Raw genomic sequence first — 20,798 nt, 5'->3', positions numbered from 1 at the left:
GACAATGAATGACAGATAGAAACGATACGGGCCAGAATCCGAAGCCCGCGATTACAAGATGCAAGGCATGCGGCGTCGAGCTTGTCAACGGCAAGCCGGTTAACCTTCCGCGCAGAAACGGCGGAGGCATTCCCGCCTGGCTGACCGCAATAGCGGTCGTGCTGTTTCTCGCATACCTGATCACGCCTCAAAGCAAACAGCAGGAAATCATGGGTGCGGTCGGACTCGGAGGAAATCAACAGGCGCAAGGAGGGACGTCGGGCGGTCCCGGCCCGGTTGATCCCAATGCACCGCTGCCCGAAGGCCATCCGCCGATTGACGGCTCGGAGGGAATGGGCGGCGCGGCAGGAATGGCTTCGGGCACAATGCCGGGCGATGTAATGGCCCAGCTCTCGGAGCTGCGCGAGCGCGTTGAAAAAGACCCGAAGGACACCGAGGCGCTGCGGAAGCTCGGCGATATGTACTACGACATACAGCGCGCGGATCCGGCCATCGAATATTACGAAAAGTATCTTGCGATTGTCCCCGACGATGCGATGGTCCACACCGACTGCGGCGCGATGTATTTCCAGAAAGGCGATCTCGATAAAGCGCGCTACCATTTCGAAACGGCGATAAAGTTTCATCCTGAGTTGCCGCAGCCGCTCTTCAATCTGGCATTGGTTCAGGCTACTGAAGGCGACAACGAGGGCGCGCGAGCGTCTCTGGAGAAGGCGAAGACCGTGACATCCGATCCGAACATGCTCTCGGGCATCGAACAGATGCTTAAAAGCCTGGACGAGCATAATCACTAGTTCAAAAAGCAAACCACGATTCAGGATTGTGGTGCCGTCATACCGGCCAGCGCTCGGCGCGATACGCCATCTCCCAGAACAACCACTCGTACTTGGTAGATGAAAGGAATATTGCGAAAAGCCCGTCGAGCCGCGACCCCGCGCAACCTGCGGCCAGCATGTCGGCAAGCGAAGACATCTCGCCTGCGTATTTCAGAAATTCGTCGCTTGAATAAGTCTCTATCCAAGAATGAAATGGATTGTCCGCCGAGGCGCGGCCGGAGGATAGGCGTTTGCCGATTTCCGCGTATCCGACTGCGCAGGGAAGCAGGCATACAAGATTACCTAGAAAATCCTCCCGCGTAGCCACATCGAGCATATATGACGAATACGCCAGCGTTGTCGGAGCGGGCTTGGCGGCTTCCAGTTCTTCACGCGTGATGCCGAATTCCGCCGCGTAATTCCGGTGCGTTTCCATTTCGAACGTCAGCGTCGAATGAAGCAGCGCGCTCATCGCGGACATAGTTTCGAGATCCGGCGCACGGTAGCAAAGAAGCGCGACGGCGCGGCAGTACGCTTTCAGGTAAACGTAATCCTGCAAGAGATAAAACTTGAATTTGTCGAGGTCGAGTGTTCCCGCGCCGAGTTCTTCGACGAACTGATGCATCTGCGCGCGCGTCCAGACATCCCCCGCGAGCTTTATGAAATCGGCGGTCAAACCCACAAGCAAATTATAAACGAAGCTCTATCCGGCCTTCGCCCTGCCCTTCACGAATTGCTCCACGAAGTACGCGGGTTTGAGCTTTTCGCCGGTGCAAAACTCCAGAGCCTCGTTCCACGGCCGCTTGCGGCCCTGCCGGAACAACTTTTCTATCAGGAACTCCCCGCCCTCCCTTACTTCGATGAACGGCTTGCCTCCGCCGATGACGTGCTCGATATGGTGCTGGAGCTGGCTCGCCGTCATTTCGCCGAGCATGTAGTTGTGGTAATAAACCGGCGCGAGCGCGATATGCAGCTTGGTCGCCCAATCAGGCATATCGCGGCCTTCGGGCCGTGTCAGCATCTGGTATTTCTCCACCAAGTCCCACCAGAGCTTGTTCAAGTCCTGTGACGGATCGCGGTAAAGCGCGCGCTCGAAATTCGTCATCACCATCATCCAGCGGACGAATACCAGCATCGCCGCGCGCTGCTCTTCGAACAAGTCGCCGGCAATGTTGTCAACGGACCTTTCGTCCGCCCCGAGGACGCTCTTCAACCAATCGGGATTGCTGTTGAGCCTGCCGAACAGCATCGCAATCGCTTCGGTCGAATTCGTATGCGCCGGGCCGATTAGAACGTAAGGCAGTTCGAAATCGGTGTAGTAATCGTAAACGGCGTGGCCGTATTCGTGCAGCATCGTCCCCATCCAGTTATGGTTGGACTTTATGTTGCAAAGAACGCGCACATCCTTGGTGCGGCCGATTGAAGTGCAAAACGCGTGCTGATTTTTGCCTTCGCGCTCGTACAGGTCGGAATTCGCAAGCACCGGCCGGATGTCCATTCCCACGCGATCGTAGGTTTCGGTTGTGAGCGCCTCGATGTTTTTGCCTTCAAAATAGCCGTCTAGATCCGTCTCGGAAACAGGCAATGGTTCTTGGAAGAACGGATCGTTGTAGTGCCAGGGCCGCAATTCGGAAACGGCGATCCCGTATTTTTTGGCACGCCGCTCGTCCATCACGGCTTTCAGGCTGCGGAACGGTTCGCGTGTCAGCAGCTCCAGTTCATCCAGAATTCCGAACAGTTCTTTCTCGTCTATTTCCTGGAGTTCCAGCGCAAACGAATAATAATCGCGGTAGCCCAGTTCGTTCGCGATGCCGTTGCGCAGTTCCGCGAGTTTGAGCACCTTGTCCCTTACAAGCGGGCCGATTCCTTTCGACGCTTCCCAGGCGCGGCGGGAGCGCTCGGGATCTGTTCCCCTCTTGAATATTTCCAGAATGTCGTTGTTCGAAACCTTCTTGCCGTCAACCTCGCCGCGGTAATTCGAATAATCCCCTTCAAGCTCGGCCTCAAGCTTGGCGACTTCCTCCGCGGTTTTCTCATCCTCCTGATTCGCGAGGTAGCTTCTAAACATAACTTGTATTTCCCTGTCCAGAAGCGGATCGTCAGATCCGGCTTCCTTCCAGGCCTTCACCTTTTCAAATGCCTTTCGGTCGTGAAAAAGCGCGTGGCTTTTCATTTGCCATTCGACGACTTCCTTCTGAAATTCCTCTTTGCCTGTGGTTGCCAGGTTCCACCAGGCGATTGCCCCTCCCTTTTCGATTTCCGCAAGCTTTTCTGACACTTCGGCGAAAAAGCTTTTGACTTCCTGCGACATCGGCATCTCCTTGAATCCCGGCGGCGATTTTGCTCGAAGCAACCGGACCGGGAGGTATAGTTTAACCTATGTGAACGGCCTGTTACGAAATGGAAGCGGTGATTTGTCAAAACTACCTGTTTCAAAAGTTTGGGTTTGCTCCAACCTCCCCCGTTTTGCATCCTGACTTGTGATTATTCTAACAATCGACCACAAAAGACGATTTTGGACCGGTTGCAGCCGCGCGATGATAGACTTCCCGCGGCCCAATCGCGAAAGCTGCCTCCGGCCGCGAAAAGGCGGATGCAGGCTAATTACCGGGCCGGTTGCCCAACCTAATCTGTGTGTTTTCCAAGGAGTGAGTAATGACAAACGCAGTCCAGGAGTTCATGGAGAAAATCAAAGCGCGCGATGCCCATGAGAACGTGTTCTTGCAGGCGGTTCAGGAAGTCGTCGAATCAATACTTCCCGTACTCGACGTGCATCCCGAATACAAGGAAGCCAAGATTCTCGAAAGAATCTGCGAGCCCGAGCGCGTGATAATGTTCCGTGTACCGTGGGTAGACGACGGCGGCAACGTCCGCGTCAACCGCGGTTTCCGAATCGAGATGAACAGCGCGATCGGCCCGTACAAAGGTGGTCTGCGCTTCCATCCGACGGTCAGCCTCAACATCCTCAAGTTTCTCGCCTTCGAACAGGTCTTCAAGAACGCCCTCACCACGCTGCCGATGGGCGGCGGAAAGGGCGGCAGCGATTTCGACCCCAAAGGCAAGAGCGACAATGAGGTAATGCGATTCTGCCAGGCGTTTATGGCCGAGCTGTTCCGCCACATCGGCCCCGACACGGACGTTCCTGCGGGCGACATCGGCGTTGGCGGCCGTGAAATAGGCTACCTCTTCGGGATGTACAAGAAGCTATGCAACGAGTTCACCGGCGTCCTGACAGGCAAAGGCCTGACATGGGGCGGAAGCCTTATCCGTCCCGAGGCCACGGGCTACGGCGCGGTTTACTTCGCCGATGAAATGCTCAAGACCCGCGGCGAAAGCATCAAAAACAAGGTGTGCTTGGTTTCCGGAAGCGGAAACGTGGCGCAGTATACCGTCGAGAAAATCAACCACCTGGGCGGCAAAGCAATTACTTTGTCCGATTCGAATGGTTTTATCGTGGATAGAGACGGCATCGACGCGGAGAAGCTTGCATTTGTAATGGAGCTTAAAAACGTCAAGCGCGGCCGCATCAAGGAATACGCCGACAAGTACGGCTGTGAATACCACGACGGCGTGGGAGTTTGGGAGGTTGAAGGCGCGCAGTGCGCATTCCCAAGCGCCACCCAGAACGAAATCAGCGCCGAGGACGCGAAGACGCTTCTTAAAAACGGCGTCTATGTGGTCAGCGAAGGCGCAAATATGCCGACCGTCCCCGAAGGAGTGGAGCAGTTTCTCGCGGCGCATATCCTTTACGGCCCCGGAAAAGCTGCCAACGCGGGCGGCGTGGCCACCTCCGGCCTCGAGATGTCGCAGAACAGCCTGCGGCTTTCATGGACCCGCGAGGAAGTGGACTCCCGCCTGCACGGGATCATGATCAACATCCACGAGAACTGCGTGGCTACCGCCGAAAAGTACGGATTCGGCAAGCGCGGAAAGGATATTAATTACGTGAACGGCGCAAACATCGCTGGCTTCTTGAAGGTCGCCGATGCGATGCTGGCGCAGGGCATCGTGTAGCTTTTCCTCGACGGAGCGACGATAAGCGGCATACTTTCCCTGGCGCTTGTCGAAATAGCTCAAATGGCGCCGCCAAGAGCGGGGTGCTTAGGCGCCCCGCTCTTTTTCGCGTTTTAATCCACAAACGAGGCCGCCGCGATGTCGTGGAAATGCAGCTTGCCATCCGCGATTCTTATATTTCCGTTTTCCTTTACAAGAAAGCCGCGCTCAAGCAGATCAAGCACCGCAATCGGCAATTCAAAATCGGCGGAAACATTTAATCCGCGCGACATGCGCAATCCAAACGCGATCCGCTCATGCCGGCTGCGCGATGAATTCAACACTTCCATTCTTGAAGCGGGAAGCATATTTCGATTCACGCGATTGAAGTAGGCCTCTAATGTTTTTGCATTCAAATACCGCACGCCGCCGACATAGCCCATCGCGCTAACGCCGGCGCCGATGTAATCCTCTCCCGACCAAACCGCGACGTTGTGCCTGCATTCCGCGCCGGGAAGCGCGTAATTCGAAATTTCGTAACGCATCAAGCCTCGCGCGGCAAGTCGCCGCTCGATGAATCGCTGTTGCAATAACGCATCCCCGTCCGATGGCAAGGCAGTTTTGCCTGCCGCCGCTCTTGAACCAAGCGGCGTCCCTTTTTCCGGCGTGAGCTGGTATGCGCTTAAGTGCTCCGGCGAATACACCATCAATCTTTCGATGTCGCATAGGATTTCATCGCAAGTCTGTCCCGGCAAGCCGTAAAGAATGTCGAACGACAGCCTTCCCCGCCATTTCCTTCTGACGGCATCCAAGCCGCGCTTGACCTGTGGCCAGTCCACACCGCGTCCCAGCCATTTCAAATGGTGTGAGTGAGTGCTCTGCACTCCCACGGACAAGCGAGTAACCCCGGCGTCTGCAAGTTTTTCCAGCGGGAACTCCGGGAGCGTTTCCGGATTCGCCTCCGCCGTCACCTCGTATCCTTCGGCAAAGCCCCACTTTTCCCGAAGATACCGAATCAGGCCGATCAGCAAATCCGGCCGTGGTTTCGTCGGAGTCCCGCCCCCGATGAACGCCGTTGAAAGCTTCCCGGCCCGCCCCAGCATCCGGTGAAGTTCAAGTTCCCTCACAAGAGCCGCGAAATATTTCTCTTGCGCACCGGCGGATGAATTCCGGCTCTCCATCGGCCATGACAGGAAATCGCAGTACGGACACTTGCGCGTGCAGAACGGAATGTGAATGTATAGATTAACCACCGGACAAAGTATAACCCGGCTGAATTTTCAGCACCCGGCTTCCAATTCGCTTTGCCCCAGGCTTTGACTGACTGCGCAAAGCAGCCTCCAGACGGCGGCATCGCGTAGTTCGCGGCCTTTTGCCATCAGTTTGGCTTTCCATTCCGCCTTTTCGTCTTCGGTAAGTTCGGGCCATTTCCTTGGCGCGAGCGCTTCCGACAGCCACCGGTTCTGCGCGGCGGGCCGCTCCACGAACCGGCCCAGCTCGTTCCATTCCGCGTCAAGCACGACCACAACGGGAATTTTGGCCTTTCCACCGGTCAGGTGCGCGTCGCGCAGCTCCGGAAATTCGTCGCGTGCGAACAACTTGACTTCGAATTCGGGCCGCAGTGAAAACAGCTTCAGAAAGGCGGGGACGAAATTGGCCGCGTCGCCGCACCATTCTTCGGTAATGATTCCCACCTTGATTCCCGACGGCCAGGAAGATATTGAAGCTTTGGCCTCTTCGGAAGGGTTGTACGCGGCAATATCCGACCTGTACTGTGCAATCCGGTCGGGCGACGACATCATTTCCAGGTAGGAATCGGGGGAAAACCCTTCGTTCCAAAATTTTTTCCAGACGGAATCCATCGTTTTAAGGATATCGCCGAAATCCCCCGCCATTAGGCTGCATGTTGTTTGTTCCGACCATCACACAAACTGGCCCCCGCAACATTCCGGTAATCTGGTATCGCAATTCCTAAATCTTCAAGGGTATACAATGACTGTCTGGTCAGCCAAGCGAGCCGTCAGGTTCAAATCCATTGGCGTCTTCGGGAGCAACATGTTTGGAAGCAAGTCCGTTTTCGCGGCAACGGCAATCGCCGCGGTCATTCTGGCAGTGGCTTTATCTTGCCAGTCATCAAAATTTGCGGGCCGGGAATCCCGCAACGATCCATCCGGCGTATCTTCGCTTGAAAAGCCCGCAAGCGTGGACGGAACCTTGTGGGAAATGCTCGTTAAGGAGCTTGACCGCAGCTTGGAGTTTTACGGAGCGGACAAGCGCACGCTGGCCGCGCCTTCCGGTCCCGGCGGCAAAGCAGTTGATTTGTCGGCTGTTGAAGGGACAGGCGGAGCGATGACTCTTTCGTGGAGCTACCGCAATACCGGTGACTACGACCAGAACGGGGAGGTCGGAGTGGCCGATGTAACGCCTATCGCCATCAATTTCCTGAAGGATTCCGCATCATCCGATTGGCATGCCGCCCGCGTCGCGGACGGCGATGGCAGCGGGGAAATAGGCATATCCGATATCACGCCGATAGCGCTTAATTTCCTGAATCTCGTCGAGGGCTACTTGATCGAAACCGCGCCGTCCACGGACGGGCCATTTGAAGCCGTTGAAGAGGTTCCTTTCGGCGAGGGACAAATTCCGGGCGGCGGCGGCCCGGCTTCGACCAAGAACTGGTACGACGGCAACGGCGACACGGCTGGTTTCGGCATTCCGGACGGGATGACCGGCAACCTGACGGCTGGCGAAACCAAGTTCAACAACACCTGCTCCGGTTGCCATCCGGCGGGCCGGGATAACTACACGTACGCGCAGTTCCAGAACGCGCTCGCCACCCAGCCGGCGATGTCCGGCCTCACGCTGACCAACCAGGAAGTTGCGGACGTCACGGCTTACTCGAACCGCAACAACGCGGATCCCGCGCCGAATATCTTCGACGGAAGCGGAAACACGAGCGGGTTCGGGATTCCATTCATGACCAGCGGCAACATCACGGCGGGCGAAAATTTCTTCAATTCGACGTGCACGGGATGCCATGCCGTGGGCGACAAGGACAACCGCGACTATCCCGCCTTGGAAACTGCGCTGACTATTCCCGCGATGAGCGGACTAGCTTTGACCGCGCAGAACAGGGCCGACGTCGTCGCGTATCTAAATCGGAACAACGCTGACCAGACCGGCCCCGGCGGGGGATTTCTCCTGTTCACGCACGATGTCGCGGCTCCTGTGAACGGGAATTACTACCGCGTCACGCCGTTTGAAGGCACCGTCCCGGCGCGCACGCTCGGCGAGCCCAGCGATCCGGTCTTGTATGCGGGTGGCGGCGTCGCCCTCCTCCCCCCCACGAACGTGGTTGCTTCTGACGGCATGTCAGGCGACAGAATCGTCATTACTTGGACAAAAGCAGCGGGGGCGACCGGATACATAATCTACCGCGATTTCCAAACGTCCAAAATCGCCGCGGTCGGCGATGTCGCGATCTATGAAGACTTGGAAATAGCCGACGAGTTTATCCATAATTACTGGGTGACTTCGACGGACGGAACATCCGAAAGCGGTTTCGGCATCCCCGACAGCGGATTCAAAGGGCCGGCATCGGGGCTTGAACCGGTCGCCTGGGTGTCCGCATCGGACGGAACGCGCACCGACGGAATAACAATAGACTGGCTCAAGGTTTCGCTCGCAACAGGATACGAAATATATAGGGACAGCCAGGCCGCTCCGATTGCGACACTCGGCGATGTGGCAACTTACGACGATGCGGCGGTTACCGATACGCAGCTTCACACGTATTGGCTGAAAGCGACCAATGCAACGGCGGCAAGCGACTTCAGCGGCCCCGAAACGGGCTACGTGGGCGCCGCCGGACCGAAAGCCGTAACCGTTTACGCGTACAACGATCTAGGCATGCATTGCATGAACCGCGACTACAGCGAGTTTATGATCCTGCCGCCGTACAATACCCTTCACGCGCTGGTGATAGACAGGCGGCACGGTTCGCCTGAATTCCTGAACGAAGGAATTGAGGTGACTTACACAATTCCGGGAAACACCACGTCTGCTGACAAGACCAACTTTTGGACTTACTGCGAAGCGCTTTTGGGCAGCGCTCCGCCGCCTAACATAGGGCTGACCGGCAACGGTCTTTCGGGAACGATGGCATACCAGGGCTCGAACGGCCGCGTGGACTGGGCTGCGACGGGCATTCCGATAACGCCGATGAGCGACGCGGGCGAGATAACGCCGTACAACCTGGCAACCGTTACGGTCACGGAAGGCGCGGAGGTTATCGGCTCAACAAAAGCCGTTGTGCCGGTATCGTGGGAAATAAGCTGCGAAATCTGCCACAACACGCCCGGAATTTCCACGGGCACGGACATTCTTCGCAAGCACGACAACCTGCATGGAACAGACCTGGAAAACAACAAGCCGGTGCTCTGCGGCCAGTGCCATGCCCAAGCGCCGCTCGGCCTGGAAGGATTGCCGGGGCTGCCCAGCCTTTCACACGCCATGCATAACGCGCACGCGCCGAGGATGGCTATGGCGGGGCTTGAAGTGGACTGCTACGCGTGCCACCCCGGCCAGGAAACTCAATGCCTGCGCGATGTCCATGCAGGCGCTGGAATGGACTGCCTGGATTGCCACGGAGGCATGACTGCGGTTGCAGACGAGGCGCGCACACCGTGGGTAAGCGAGCCAAAGTGCGGCGACTGCCACAGCGTTGCGGGCCACGAATACGAAGAGCCGGGAAAGCTTTATCGCGAATCTCGAGGGCATAAAGGCGTCTACTGCGAAGCGTGCCATGGCAGCCCGCATGCGATTACACCGACTATCAATCCCGAGGACAACGAGCAGGCGATTTTGCTGCAAGGCCACGCCGGAACGATTGACACGTGCTCCTTGTGCCACAGCATTCCGCCGGACGACCCGTTCCCGCACACGAGGTTCGGAGACGATTAGCGCGCCGCTTTTGAAAAACTGAAGAACAAAAGGGCGGCCGGCTGCATTCCTGACCGCCCTGTTTTTGCAGTTAAATCCGCTGCTTACTTTTCCAGATATTTAACCAGCAACTCCAGCGTTCCGTTTAAGTCATCCTTGTGGACGGTCTCGGTCACGGTGTGGATATACCGCGTGGGAATCGAAAGCGTTATCGCTTTGACGCCGGAGCGCGCGCGCTGGATCGCGCCCGCGTCGGTTCCGCCGCGCGGCAGAATTTCGAGCTGGTACGCGATTTTATTTTTCTCGGCCACGGCGATGAACTCGTCCACGAGGCCGCGGTCGCTTATCGACGCGCCGTCCATTATTTTTATCCCGACGCCTTTGCCGAGCTTCGTGATGTGCTGGTCGGCGGTGATTCCCGGCGTATCGCATGCGAGCGTCGTGTCGAGCGCGATCCCGACGTCCGGATTCACTCCGTACGCAGACGTGAACGCGCCGCGCAGCCCCACTTCCTCCTGCACGGTGAACACGCCGTACACGTCGTTCTTCGGCGCTTTCATCTTCTGCAGCGCCTTGATTCCCACCCACACCTGCGCGCGGTCGTCGAAGCACTTGCCAGAAGCGTACTTGCCGAATTCCACGAACGGAGCGTTAAGCGTTATCGGATCGCCGACGCGCACTTTCCTTTTCGCCTCGTCGCCGGTCAGCCCGACGTCCACGCAGAACTCGCCGATTTCGAGATACTTCTTAAGGTCTTCCGGCGTCGCCATGTGAATCGGCTTGCCCGCTGGATTCATGATTCCGTCGAGGACGCCCTTCGCCGTATGAACATGCACCCGCCGCGCGAACAGGTTGCGAGTATCGAACCCGCCCGCGTTCTGGACGCGCAGGAATCCATCGTCGTCTATGAACCGGACGTAGAAACCGATTTCGTCCATATGCGCGGCGAACATGATTTTCTTCGCGTTTTTGGCCGAGCCTTTTTTGAACGCGATGATGTTGCCCATCGCATCTTCTTCGATTTTGTCCACCTTGCCCTTGAGTTCGCGGCGGACTATGGCGCGGATCGCCTCCTCGCGGCCGGGCACGCCCGGCGCTTCGGACAGCTCTTTAAGCAGCTTCAATTTGAATCCTCCTTGGTGAAATGGCGCGGGAATTGTACTACAGGGAGCTATATCCCCAGCTTTTCCTCGAAGTCAATCTTCGCCTGGCCTTCGAGGCCGTGCGGCTCGCCCTTGAGCATTCCGCGCAATGCATCCATCTCCGTTTTCGAGAATTGGCGGCCGTGGAGCTCGAACTCCTCGAACGCGCCAACGGCCAGCGGCGCGACCGCCCTCGCCATCTCCAGCATTTTCTCCGCGTAGCAGCGGATTTCGTATTGCGCGTGCGCGTCCAGCCGCAGCTTGAGGAAGTGGAACAGGTTGTGCAGGTCTATCTGCCAGTACCAGGCCGTGTATATAGAGAGCGGCAGGTTGATGCGCGCCAGCTCGCGGGCGATGTCGGCTTCGACCATTTCCTTGTACGCGCCGTATAGCTCGGTCTGCTGGCGGGTGATGATTTCCAGCACTTTTTGGCGAAGCTCCGGCGGAACTTCTTCCTCCGCGCCGCCCTGCCGGTTCGTCTTGCTCTGGTAGCGCACATCCTCCGCCGATGGAACGTAGAAGTCCTCCTCCAGAACCGAGTAGCGCCCGCTGATTTCGTTCAGCCGGGCGGTGCGGTGGCGGATCCACTGGCGGGCGACGAATATCGGCAGCTTGACGTGGAACGTGAGAATGACCTGTTCGAACGGCGAGGTGTGGCGGTGCTCCATCAGATACCGGATGAGGCCCTTGTTGCGCCGGAATGTCTTGACTTCCTTGCCGGAATAGGAAACCCGCGCCGCGTCGACGATGCGCTGGTCGCCGCCCAGGTAATCCACCAGCCGGACGAAACCGTTCCCGAGAACGGGAAAGTACTGATCGAGGATCGCCTCTGCTTCGGGATTGTGATCGTGCGCCACCAGCCGGGATTATAGCGCAGGGTAAGCCTACCCAAAGCCTTCCTACATTCATGAACGAAGTGCAACAGCAGGTGAGTATGAACATAGTAGCAGTTCTTCCTTGATTGCCATAGCCGGGGAACGCCAGGAAAGTAGTTTGAGAGGGTGATGGTTCATTTCCATGCGGATGTCAAACAGCTCCTCCTGGGTCAGCGTTGAAAGAAGTGTCTTTCGGGGCGTATAGCGGCGAAAGGTCCCGTTTGAGCGTTCCACCGTGCCGCGCTCCCAGGATGAATAGGGATGGCAGAAGTACGTGTCAATGGAAAGTTCGTTTTTCAGATCTGCATGCATTGTGAACTCGGTGCCGTTGTCGAAAGTGACCGACTTGGCTGCGCCGGGCCAGTTTGAGTTGAACCACCGGAAAAACGGCACTAGGGCGTTTATCACGCCCTGTGCTTCCTTGTTCGGAATAAGCTCTGCCCATCCGAAGCGCGTCTTTCTCTCGACGAGGTTCAGGATCACTCCGCGCTGCCGGGAAAAACAGATTAGGTCGCATTCAAAGTGTCCGAATTCGCTTCTGTCGTTTGCCCATGCCGGCCGCTGCTCAATGCCGATGCGGTTCGGGATAGTGGTTCTCTTCCCTTTCCTCCGCCCGGTTCGGTGCTTTCGTCTCCTGCGTTGCCAAGTCAGATACTCCCAGGCGCCGAGCGCCTTTTCCTCTCCAAATTGAATGAAACGATAGATCGTCTCGTGAGAGAGCTTCCTTCCGGGATACTCCAAAGATAACCTTCCCGATATCTGCTCGAATGACCAGCCCCTTTCGATCCCGGACAACAGAAACACATACTCCGCTGTTCCAGGCCGGATCTTCTTTTTCGGCCTCCCCCTCTCCCGGTTTCTTGCCATATGGTGCGCCTTTTCGGGAATGTACCGGTTCCCAAGCAGCTGGTTCCGCCGGTACTCCCGCGAGATTGTGGATGGCGAATACCCCAGTTCACCCGCAATTTTCCTTATGGACCACTTGTCCCTTAGGCGCAACTCTATATGTACACGGTCCTTGTACGACAGATGATGATATCCTTTCATTGGTGCAACACCTCCGGGCTTCAATCACCTAGAGTGTTGCACCTCATCTGTGAATCTACGCTTTGCTTGTCTGCAAGATTAATCTAATGTCAAACCTGCCTGTTCCATTTCCTTTAAATAATACTTTCTTAATCCCAAGTAAAGATGCTGGAGATAGCAGTCGCTTTGGGGACAAGCATGAACCGATCCCGTTTGAACATAATTGATTGCAGGACAACCGCCTAAACATATACATCTGGCTTCACAACCAAGACATTTTTCACGTTCTCTTATTGGAAATTCATAAAACACCGATCTGTTTTCCAAACCGGCCTCGGAATATCCATCTTGCACGTTTCCGAATGGTAAGAATCCTTGCCCTTTGCAAGATCCTTGAACCTTGGCGCATGCCTGAATTGTTCCGTCAACGTCTATTGAAATTCTGGATCTTCCGGCACTGCAACCCCAAGCGTGAGTCATGTCCTGACCCTTTATTGCACTCCATCCTTCGAGTGTTGCAAGTTTGATCGGCGCCTTTCTAAGTCTCATCTTGATATAATCCTTAATAAGCGCCTTCATTTGAATAATATATTCATCATATTCATCATTTACCCAAGATACCCCCGTTGCACATCCAATAATAAACTGGTTGATTCCCATTGCATATAACTCCAGAATCTCATGTCGAAGGTTTTCGACCGTATCCGGCATTGGGGTAACCCTTGCCCCCAACCATGGTTGAAAGTACTTCATCATTAACAGCTTGCCAGCAATTGAATCAAATGTACCTTTACCATTAGGATACTTGCGATGAGAATCGTGCGATTTTCTTGTTCCGTCAATGCTTAAAAGGAGATTGGTTCCGTAAGAACGGAAAAAAGACATTATTTCAGGGGTTGCCATACTTGCATTTGTTGTAACAGCAAATTCGGCAACTTTACCTTCTCGTAAGTAGTTCCTTTTCGCCAGCGGGATTAACTCCGCAATTACATCAAAGCACAGGAGAGGCTCACCACCAAATAGTGTGAATGACACCTTTGGAGCATTTTTGGCCTCTCTAAGTACAAATCTTAACGCTTTGTTTATTGTATTCCAACTTGCATCAACTTGATTTTTTTCTTCAACAAAACAATAGTCACATCGAAAATTACACCGACGAGTCAAATACAGATCGACTATCGTGATAGCATCATATTTAGCTGAGCGAATAGCCCGGTGAATGGGTTTGAAATCTCCGCACGCGAATGGCCTTGCAAAAGCGTTATTGCCGTTTGATATGTGCGAATTCATACTGAATTCCAATCCTTAATAAATCTGTTGTAATATGCTCAGCAAATCTAAGGGCGTGTCATTTTCTGCTCGCGTTTCTTCATCGGGGGAAGCCTCAATTTTTATGCGCCTTGGGCATTCGCTTTTTTCTACGTGCCCGCCAATTGTCGGATCAAAGTACTTCTCTTGCGGATCATCCTTAACAACCACCTCATCAACGAAGAAGGTGCCAATTGCATTTGCGGCTGCTTTAGTCCCATAGCAAAAGGACACGCCATATGAACCAGGACCGTTTTGAAGGCCATTATCCAATATTGCGCTTCTGCCCTGTTCATATGGCCAAATTTTAAGCATTATTTTGACCGGATACTTGTCTCCGTTGCGGTTTAGATTAGAAGAATATATAAAATCGAAAACGTGACCTGCAAAGAAGTTCCCCTCGCCATCACCAAGATTCACAATCTCCCTTATAAGCTTACCTTCCTTAGAACAATACAAGGATACTTTGGCCATTTTGGCAAAGCTCCGGGATTCTGAATCATTAATCGTGCTGAGTTGCCATATATCCACGCTGCCTACATTGGGAGGCAATGACGCGGACCTGACTCCTGAGTAAAATGGATTCAGCAATAATTCAGGTAATCTTGCCCCGGGCAGGAACGTAACATCGGTAGTAAAAGTAAGGCATTTAACTTCGTTGCCCTGCAAACCCCAAAGAGACAGATCAATTCCGCGAGCCAAATTCTTGCCATAAGTACTAAATCTGAGATCGTTCATAACTCTTTTGCTTGCACTAGATGGTGAAAGTCCTGGCAATACTATCCCGGCGTAAGGTCTAATATAAATTCCAGAAACATTCATATAATCGAAATCCAGAACTGCGCTATCGCCATTGTAAAGATCTATGGACAATATGGATTTATGTGGAACAACCCTCCAATCCCAGCAGTCGCTTAGCCAACGATTTGCAATCTCAAATTCCCCGCGGAAAATGGAAATGTCTTTGTCAAAATCAGATGAACTTGACATTCCGACTTCCGTGGCCTTACCGCCTAATGCTGATGCGATTACAAATATACTAAGCGCAACGATTAATACTGAGAATGCAAAAACGAAAAATGCACGCATTGCTGGCTCGTTCCTCCTATGTCCGAATGTACTCCTGTCCAAGCGAGCAACTGAAGACGGCTGGATCGCAATGAATTACAAGTTGCTGGCAATAAAACTGGTGCCCAGGATTGTTATTGCAGGCTGGCAGGTCAAAAAGACCTGATACTTGGTCACATACAAATTGGTGAACGCAGTGCACCGCGGAAGAAAGGCAAGTAAACTCATCTTTGCAAAAGAATAGATCTGAACTTTCACAGGAAAAATCGCGAATTACCGAATGGCAACGATGCTGAAGAAAACAGCTGAACCATTGACCCATGCAGTGATGCCCATGTTGCGAATCTTGACAGCTAAAGCCCTCGCCAGTTATGGACCCGCAGGCAAATCGAGTGGCTTGCGAGCCGCAGGAAATTGGGTCGTTGTTTGTGCAAGTGTCATCGTACTGAGTAAATGCCTTGGTGCAACCTCCGAATTTGGCTCCACAGCTGTTTGCCGCGCTTTGACAATCCCAATTTGCGCCGGTGCACCGAAAATCAGCATTTGAATCGCAACTCCAGGGATTCTGCGCAGTGCAGTTTGTGATAAAGGCCTGGTATTGAATGCATAAAACTGGATTTACGACTGCCCATTGCTGTGCCTGCGCGCAGTCGTACGCGCAATACGCGCCCCCCTCAACGCAAGATTGCTGGGTTTGGAAGCCGAGTGGCAAAGGAGAGTCCTTAGCAACCTTATCAATTGAATCTTTAATATCAGCGTTGTCATCTTCAATTGGGCTGATGTCCTTCGTGTCCACATACGGGGCAAGGCACTCGATCAACTGATCGCCAATCTTGTCAAACGGAATCATTTTTGCTTACCTCCTTTACGGCTCCTCTTCTTGAATGAGCTTGTATCTGTATGGCCTTCGAGGCCAAGGTCTGCGCCAACGACTTCTGGTTCCGCAGCCTCGCTTGGCGAAGCGACAGCCTGTAGTTTTACTTCCTCCGCCATTGCGCCGCGCCTTATGATTTCGGTTGCGAGCCTTTGAATCTGGCGTTCTTCTTCAATCCGCTTCAGGACCGCATCCGCGATGAATTGGGCGTCGAGTTCAAGTTTCTGGTGGCGGGCAAGCTTGGTGGCGATGGCTTCTGCGACGGCATCGGATATCCGCTCCAAATTGCGCCCGGTTGTGATTGCCGTCACAATATAGTCGAGGGCTTTCAGCGTCGCGATGTTAAGGGGGGGGGGGGTTAACCTTCCCGCTTTCGAACTCAATCTGCTGTTCCATTTACTAGCTCCCCAAGCCCATCCAGCAGAATGCTGGACAAATGGCCGACCAGCAAGCAAAGCTTAACTACCGATGCTGATTGTACCTGGTGCTTATGTCAAAGTCAAGGGCTCCGGCAAATTTCGCGAAAAAAGTCTACCCCATCCTCAACAGCCCGCCCGCTTCGTGCACATCCCGCTGCACATCCGACCAAACCGCCAATCCCGGTATCTCCGCTCCCGTCGCCAGGTTGACCAGCCTGCCCGCTTCGAAGTCCGCCTCCACTTCGTCGCCGGACGAAACAGGCGGCGAGGCCGGGTCGAACGAAGCGAGGCCGCGGCAGATTCCGACGGGGAAGCCGCCGTTTATCGCGTTTCTAAGGTAAATCGCGCCGAAGCTTTCGGCGATGAGCGCGGCGATTCCTAGCGAGCGGAAGCAATCCACCGCCTGCTGGCGGCTCGACCCGCAGCCGAAGTTGGCGCCGGCGATCACAATGTCGCCCTGCCCCGCCTTCTGCGGAAAGTCCTTCCAGCCCGAAAGGTTGCCGAGTGCGTACTTCGCCATCTCGGCAAGGTCGGTCACCGCCAGGTGAGCGTTGTGGAAAATCATGTCCGTGTCGATGTCTGATATAAGGCGCCCGTCCGGGCCGGTGAGGACCCAGGCGCGGCCGCGAAAGACAAGGGGATGGCTCATCGGGCGGGGATTTTAGCACTTCCGGCTCGGAATTAGCCAAAAAGCGCGTGCGGACTACTTCGTCCAGCGTTCCTGTGCTAAAATCCTCGCGCTTCAAGGAGGTATTCTGATGGAAACGGTAGTTTTGTCCGCCGAGCCGCGCGCGGCCGCAGGGAGCTCTGCGGCGGGACGGCTCAGGCGGGCGGGTTTTCTGCCCGCGAACATTTACGGCGCGGGCATAGAGGGCTCCATTCCGGTGCAGTTGTCGAAGCGGGAAGCGGAGAGCCAAATCACTCGCGCAGCCAAGGAATACAGCAGCGCGGGAAAGAATCCCAAGGACGTCGTTTACACGATCAAGGTCGGCAAGGACGAATATCGGGCTAAGCTCGGCGAGGTCCAGCGCGACGTGATCAGCCGTGAGTTCATTCATCTGGACTTCGTCGTTTCAGGCGAGGAAGAATAAGAGAGCTTACTATGGGCATGGAACAGGCCGTACTCGAACGAAACACCCTTCAGGTAGTGATGGACGTGCTCAACGACGTGGGAGGAAGCACCTCGCCGATACCCACGCTGGAAGAGGATGTCTACCGCCTGAGAGACCGGGAGCGGGAGTACACGATTTCCCCGGTGGAAAATCACGACTACGGCAAGCTGTATCACGCGCCTCCGTCGGGCGGGGTGCCCGGAGAGATTGTTTATTTCCTGGACACTCACCAGCGCACCCAGCTTATCGGGCATTACTACACGAGCCTCGGGCTGCAAGTGCCGGTCCACTACAGCATCATAATGTGCCTGATTCTGGAACGGCGGGAGCGCAGCTTCAAGGTTTGGCGCAACCCCGTGCTGGAGCATTTCGTCATCCTGCCCTTCGCGTTTCTTGAAGACAACCGGGCCGTTCACGAGCCGCGCGAAGGCGTAAAGGTTGTGGACTCTGGAATCGATTCGCCCGACTACACTCAAATGCGCGTGCAGAGCATCCACGCGGCGTTCGCCGAGAAGGAACGTCTGAAGCTGGAACTGCTTGCGGCGTGGAAGCGTGAGACCGCGGGCGCTTCGGCCGAGTACCTGCTTCACAACGGCAGCGATCTGGAGAACCCGAACGACGCGCTCGACCCGCGCATCATCGGATGGAGCAAGAACGTTTATCTTCCGTTCAAAGGCGCGAAAGAAGCGAACGTGCGCCACCTGGAACTCAAAAGCTTCCAGCGCACTGCGGTCTTCAAGCTGGAGCGGGAAGACGACCATGGCGCGAGCCGCAAGTACATGTGGTTCCTTAAGCTCCGCGAACACGCAAGGCACGGACCGGAGTTCGGACTTATCAAGCCCGAAATAATCGCGGATTCGGACCAGGCGGCGATAGAAAAGGCGGACTGGCTCACCTATGTGCTTTTGAAGGAGCGGCAGCCCGCGACTTTCCCCGCTACCAACTGGGACAAGCTGATATTCCCCATCAAGCTATGCCGCACGTATCTTGAAGGAATAGTGCCGACTCACGAAACCATCCGGTCGTTCTTCGACCGATCGTAGTAACCGACCGGAGTTATCCGGAAATCAGGCTTAAGCCGTCAGGAGAGCGATATGCAGGAAAAGACTGATTGGAGATCGAATTGCAAGTTCCCCGAGTACGTCAACTTCGACTTCGGGCCCATCGGAAAGGCGATGTCGACCAAGGTCAACCCAAACACAGCGGCCGAGTTTCATTTCTGGCTCGCGGAGGGCAACGAATCGGTCGAGCTGGGCAACATCGTCGCCTGCGTGACGGACAACGGCCACGTGACCATCGGAACGGTCGTCGAGCTGCGCGCGATCATGGATATCGACAATTACCTGACGGACTACATCAGCCACGATTTCGGCGACCCCACAATCGAGCCGCCTTCCGACATCGCGGAAATGGTGATCGCGAAGGTTCTCGTAATTAAAAACACGGAAGACCGCGTCAAGCCGCTCGCCCGCGGCCAGGTTTACTTCTCCACGCCGATGGGCGTCGCTTGGGGGCTTGGCATGGCGGACTACGTCCAGAAGGGGGAGGGCGTTCCGATAGGCGTGATGGAGAACGGCGACGGAAGCTACATCCCGATTTTTCTCGACGACACGTTCCTGCTCGGCCCCGAAGGCTCGCACATGAACATGTCCGGCATATCCGGTCTCGCAACCAAAACCTCGCTCGTCGAATTCCTGCTCAAGAGCATCCTCGACAAAATGACGAAGAGCCAGAAGCGGCGCATCGCGGCCGTCTTTTTCAACGTCAAGGGCAAGGACATGCTCTACCTTGACAAACCGAATCCGGTGTACGACGGCACGAACGACGACGACCCCTACATCCAAAAGTGCCGCCGCATGTACAAGGAACTGCAGGTCGAGCTGAAGCCGTTCGAAAACGTACGCGTGTTCGCGCCGTACGACCGGCGCTACGAAGGCCACACGAAAAGCTTCCGCCGCGACGGAAAGGTCGAGTACTTCATCTGGGAACTTGGCCAAATTGTGGACGACATCCCCAACCTGTTCGATCCCGAAGTATGGGACGAGCCGGTCGAAGCATGCTGGGTAGACATCATCGAGCAAATCGAGCGCCAGCCGCTGCGCACTTACGACGAGCTGATGGCTTGGCTGCACGAAGAGCGCCGCACCGTGGCCCATACGAAAGTCACCCACTGGCGCGGCCATATCAAGGAAGTGTTCTACAAGGCGCTGAAAAACATAGACTCGCTGGCCGGATTGTATGAAGGACTGATCTGCACGGGCGGCATAGACCCCGTGGACATCCCGTTGAACGACCTGCACAACGGAAGCATCTTCGTAATAGACATCCAGTCGCTCAACGACCGCGGCCAGATGATGGTGTTCAACAAGATATTGAAGCGCGTTTACAACATTCTCGTGGACAAGAACGAGAAGAAGGACTTCGACACCTGCATCTTCTTCATTGACGAGTTGAACAAATTCGCGCCCCGCGACGTGAACGTGCGCGCGCCCATCAAGCAGTCGCTCATCGAAATCGCCGCACGCGGCCGTTCGCTCGGTGTCTCGCTGTTCGGCGTCGAGCAGTTCATGAGCCAGATCGACCGCCAGGTCGTGGACAACTCCTCCACGATAATCTACGGCCGAACCGGACCCGCGGAGCTGATGACCGTCGAATACTCGTGGCTGACCGAAGAAGTTCGCAACCGCCTGACGACGATTCCCAGAGGAACGTTTCTGTTGAAGCATGCGAAATTCGTCCAGCCCGTCTTCGTAAAGTTCCCCTACCCAACCTGCGTACCCGGCGACCAGTACGACGAGCCGGAGGAAGCCGTCGTCGAACGCAAGGTCGGCGTGTTCGGCTTCGCGAAGGCGGAGTAGGGGGCGGCACGGATGCCCCAAGGACGTTTGCAGGAAATTCTGCTGCGACATCGCACATTAAAACCGCGGCGACCAAATATACGACCGAAGGATCGCGTCGTCGCGGAATAACACGATCAAATTGAGCGCGACAAGCGGCGCGTTCTTGCCCCGCGGAATGTGCGCGGAACCTACGCGGAACCTGCGCGCCCAAGCGCGACGCGCCGGAAACGCAACCGCGAAGGCACGAAGGCGCGAAGACGCGAAGACGCGAAGGTGCAGAGACGCGAAGGCGCGAATACGCGATTGCCGGGCAGCGCGAAGACTGGAAAGCGCCAAAACGACAAATCTCAAAGGCGCTTGGCGGCGAATCGATCTAGGCTTTTTT

17 protein-coding genes are annotated in these 20,798 nt (G+C 55.4%); 6 read left to right on the top strand and 11 right to left on the bottom strand.

All coding sequences use genetic code 11. The features are described 5' to 3' along the window. Positions 1-8: 8 nt before the first annotated feature. Complete coding sequence (locus HRF49_10540) at positions 9-794, top strand: tetratricopeptide repeat protein (protein MEP0815085.1); 786 nt, start codon at positions 9-11, stop codon at positions 792-794. Between the two features lie 37 nt (positions 795-831). On the opposite strand, the gene tenA is transcribed toward HRF49_10540, so the two are convergent. Together tenA and HRF49_10530 are read right to left on the bottom strand one after the other, a co-directional pair. Beyond that, positions 832-1,440 (bottom strand): thiaminase II, encoded by a 609-nt coding sequence (tenA, locus tag HRF49_10535; protein ID MEP0815084.1) that lies wholly within the window; start codon positions 1,438-1,440, stop codon positions 832-834. A gap of 78 nt (positions 1,441-1,518) precedes the next feature. Then, a complete protein-coding gene (locus HRF49_10530) occupies positions 1,519-3,126 on the bottom strand; it encodes a M2 family metallopeptidase (GenBank protein MEP0815083.1) in 1,608 nt (535 codons plus the stop codon). Between the two features lie 344 nt (positions 3,127-3,470). Between HRF49_10530 and gdhA the strand changes: the two genes are divergently transcribed. Next, positions 3,471-4,829 carry an NADP-specific glutamate dehydrogenase gene (gene gdhA / locus HRF49_10525; GenBank protein ID MEP0815082.1) on the top strand — a complete coding sequence of 453 codons (1,359 nt, stop codon included), beginning with the start codon at positions 3,471-3,473 and terminating at the stop codon, positions 4,827-4,829. 113 nt (positions 4,830-4,942) lie between these two features. Here gdhA and hemW read toward each other — a convergent pair whose 3' ends face one another. Continuing rightward, complete coding sequence (gene hemW / locus HRF49_10520) at positions 4,943-6,061, bottom strand: radical SAM family heme chaperone HemW (GenBank protein ID MEP0815081.1); 1,119 nt, start codon at positions 6,059-6,061, stop codon at positions 4,943-4,945. 27 nt (positions 6,062-6,088) lie between these two features. Continuing rightward, positions 6,089-6,670 (bottom strand): thioredoxin family protein, encoded by a 582-nt coding sequence (locus tag HRF49_10515; GenBank protein ID MEP0815080.1) that lies wholly within the window; start codon positions 6,668-6,670, stop codon positions 6,089-6,091. Positions 6,671-6,800: 130 nt separating this feature from the next. Between HRF49_10515 and HRF49_10510 the strand changes: the two genes are divergently transcribed. Next, on the top strand, positions 6,801-9,770 hold the full coding sequence (locus HRF49_10510; protein MEP0815079.1) for a hypothetical protein: 2,970 nt from the start codon (positions 6,801-6,803) through the stop codon (positions 9,768-9,770). Between the two features lie 83 nt (positions 9,771-9,853). Here the strand turns inward: HRF49_10510 and HRF49_10505 are convergent, their stop codons facing one another. The 7 genes from HRF49_10505 to HRF49_10475 form a co-directional block, all read right to left on the bottom strand. After that, a complete protein-coding gene (locus HRF49_10505; protein MEP0815078.1) occupies positions 9,854-10,906 on the bottom strand; it encodes a M42 family metallopeptidase in 1,053 nt (350 codons plus the stop codon). 14 nt (positions 10,907-10,920) lie between these two features. Then, on the bottom strand, positions 10,921-11,748 hold the full coding sequence (locus tag HRF49_10500) for an FAD-dependent thymidylate synthase (GenBank protein ID MEP0815077.1): 828 nt from the start codon (positions 11,746-11,748) through the stop codon (positions 10,921-10,923). A gap of 48 nt (positions 11,749-11,796) precedes the next feature. Beyond that, on the bottom strand, positions 11,797-12,813 hold the full coding sequence (locus HRF49_10495; GenBank protein ID MEP0815076.1) for an IS30 family transposase: 1,017 nt from the start codon (positions 12,811-12,813) through the stop codon (positions 11,797-11,799). 78 nt (positions 12,814-12,891) lie between these two features. Beyond that, a complete protein-coding gene (locus tag HRF49_10490) occupies positions 12,892-14,082 on the bottom strand; it encodes a radical SAM protein (protein MEP0815075.1) in 1,191 nt (396 codons plus the stop codon). A gap of 15 nt (positions 14,083-14,097) precedes the next feature. Next, the gene (locus tag HRF49_10485; protein ID MEP0815074.1) at positions 14,098-15,189 is read right to left on the bottom strand and encodes a hypothetical protein; all 1,092 of its coding nucleotides are present in this window, start codon (positions 15,187-15,189) and stop codon (positions 14,098-14,100) included. 825 nt (positions 15,190-16,014) lie between these two features. Further along, positions 16,015-16,425 carry a hypothetical protein gene (locus tag HRF49_10480; protein MEP0815073.1) on the bottom strand — a complete coding sequence of 137 codons (411 nt, stop codon included), beginning with the start codon at positions 16,423-16,425 and terminating at the stop codon, positions 16,015-16,017. A gap of 148 nt (positions 16,426-16,573) precedes the next feature. Further along, complete coding sequence (locus tag HRF49_10475) at positions 16,574-17,110, bottom strand: 3-isopropylmalate dehydratase (GenBank protein ID MEP0815072.1); 537 nt, start codon at positions 17,108-17,110, stop codon at positions 16,574-16,576. A 109-nt stretch (positions 17,111-17,219) separates the two neighbouring features. Between HRF49_10475 and HRF49_10470 the strand changes: the two genes are divergently transcribed. From HRF49_10470 to HRF49_10460, 3 genes are read left to right on the top strand one after another with little or no spacing between them, the layout of a single operon-like run. Beyond that, complete coding sequence (locus HRF49_10470; GenBank protein MEP0815071.1) at positions 17,220-17,552, top strand: hypothetical protein; 333 nt, start codon at positions 17,220-17,222, stop codon at positions 17,550-17,552. Positions 17,553-17,563: 11 nt separating this feature from the next. Then, on the top strand, positions 17,564-18,616 hold the full coding sequence (locus tag HRF49_10465) for a hypothetical protein (GenBank protein ID MEP0815070.1): 1,053 nt from the start codon (positions 17,564-17,566) through the stop codon (positions 18,614-18,616). Positions 18,617-18,667: 51 nt separating this feature from the next. After that, complete coding sequence (locus HRF49_10460) at positions 18,668-20,431, top strand: hypothetical protein (protein MEP0815069.1); 1,764 nt, start codon at positions 18,668-18,670, stop codon at positions 20,429-20,431. Positions 20,432-20,798 lie beyond the last annotated feature (367 nt).

Source organism: bacterium, assembly GCA_039961635.1.
Lineage (GTDB): Bacteria > 4484-113 > 4484-113 > JAGGVC01 > JAGGVC01 > JABRWB01.
The sequence above is the reverse complement of the archived record's forward strand: the minus strand, read 5'-3'. Positions and strand labels throughout refer to the sequence as shown.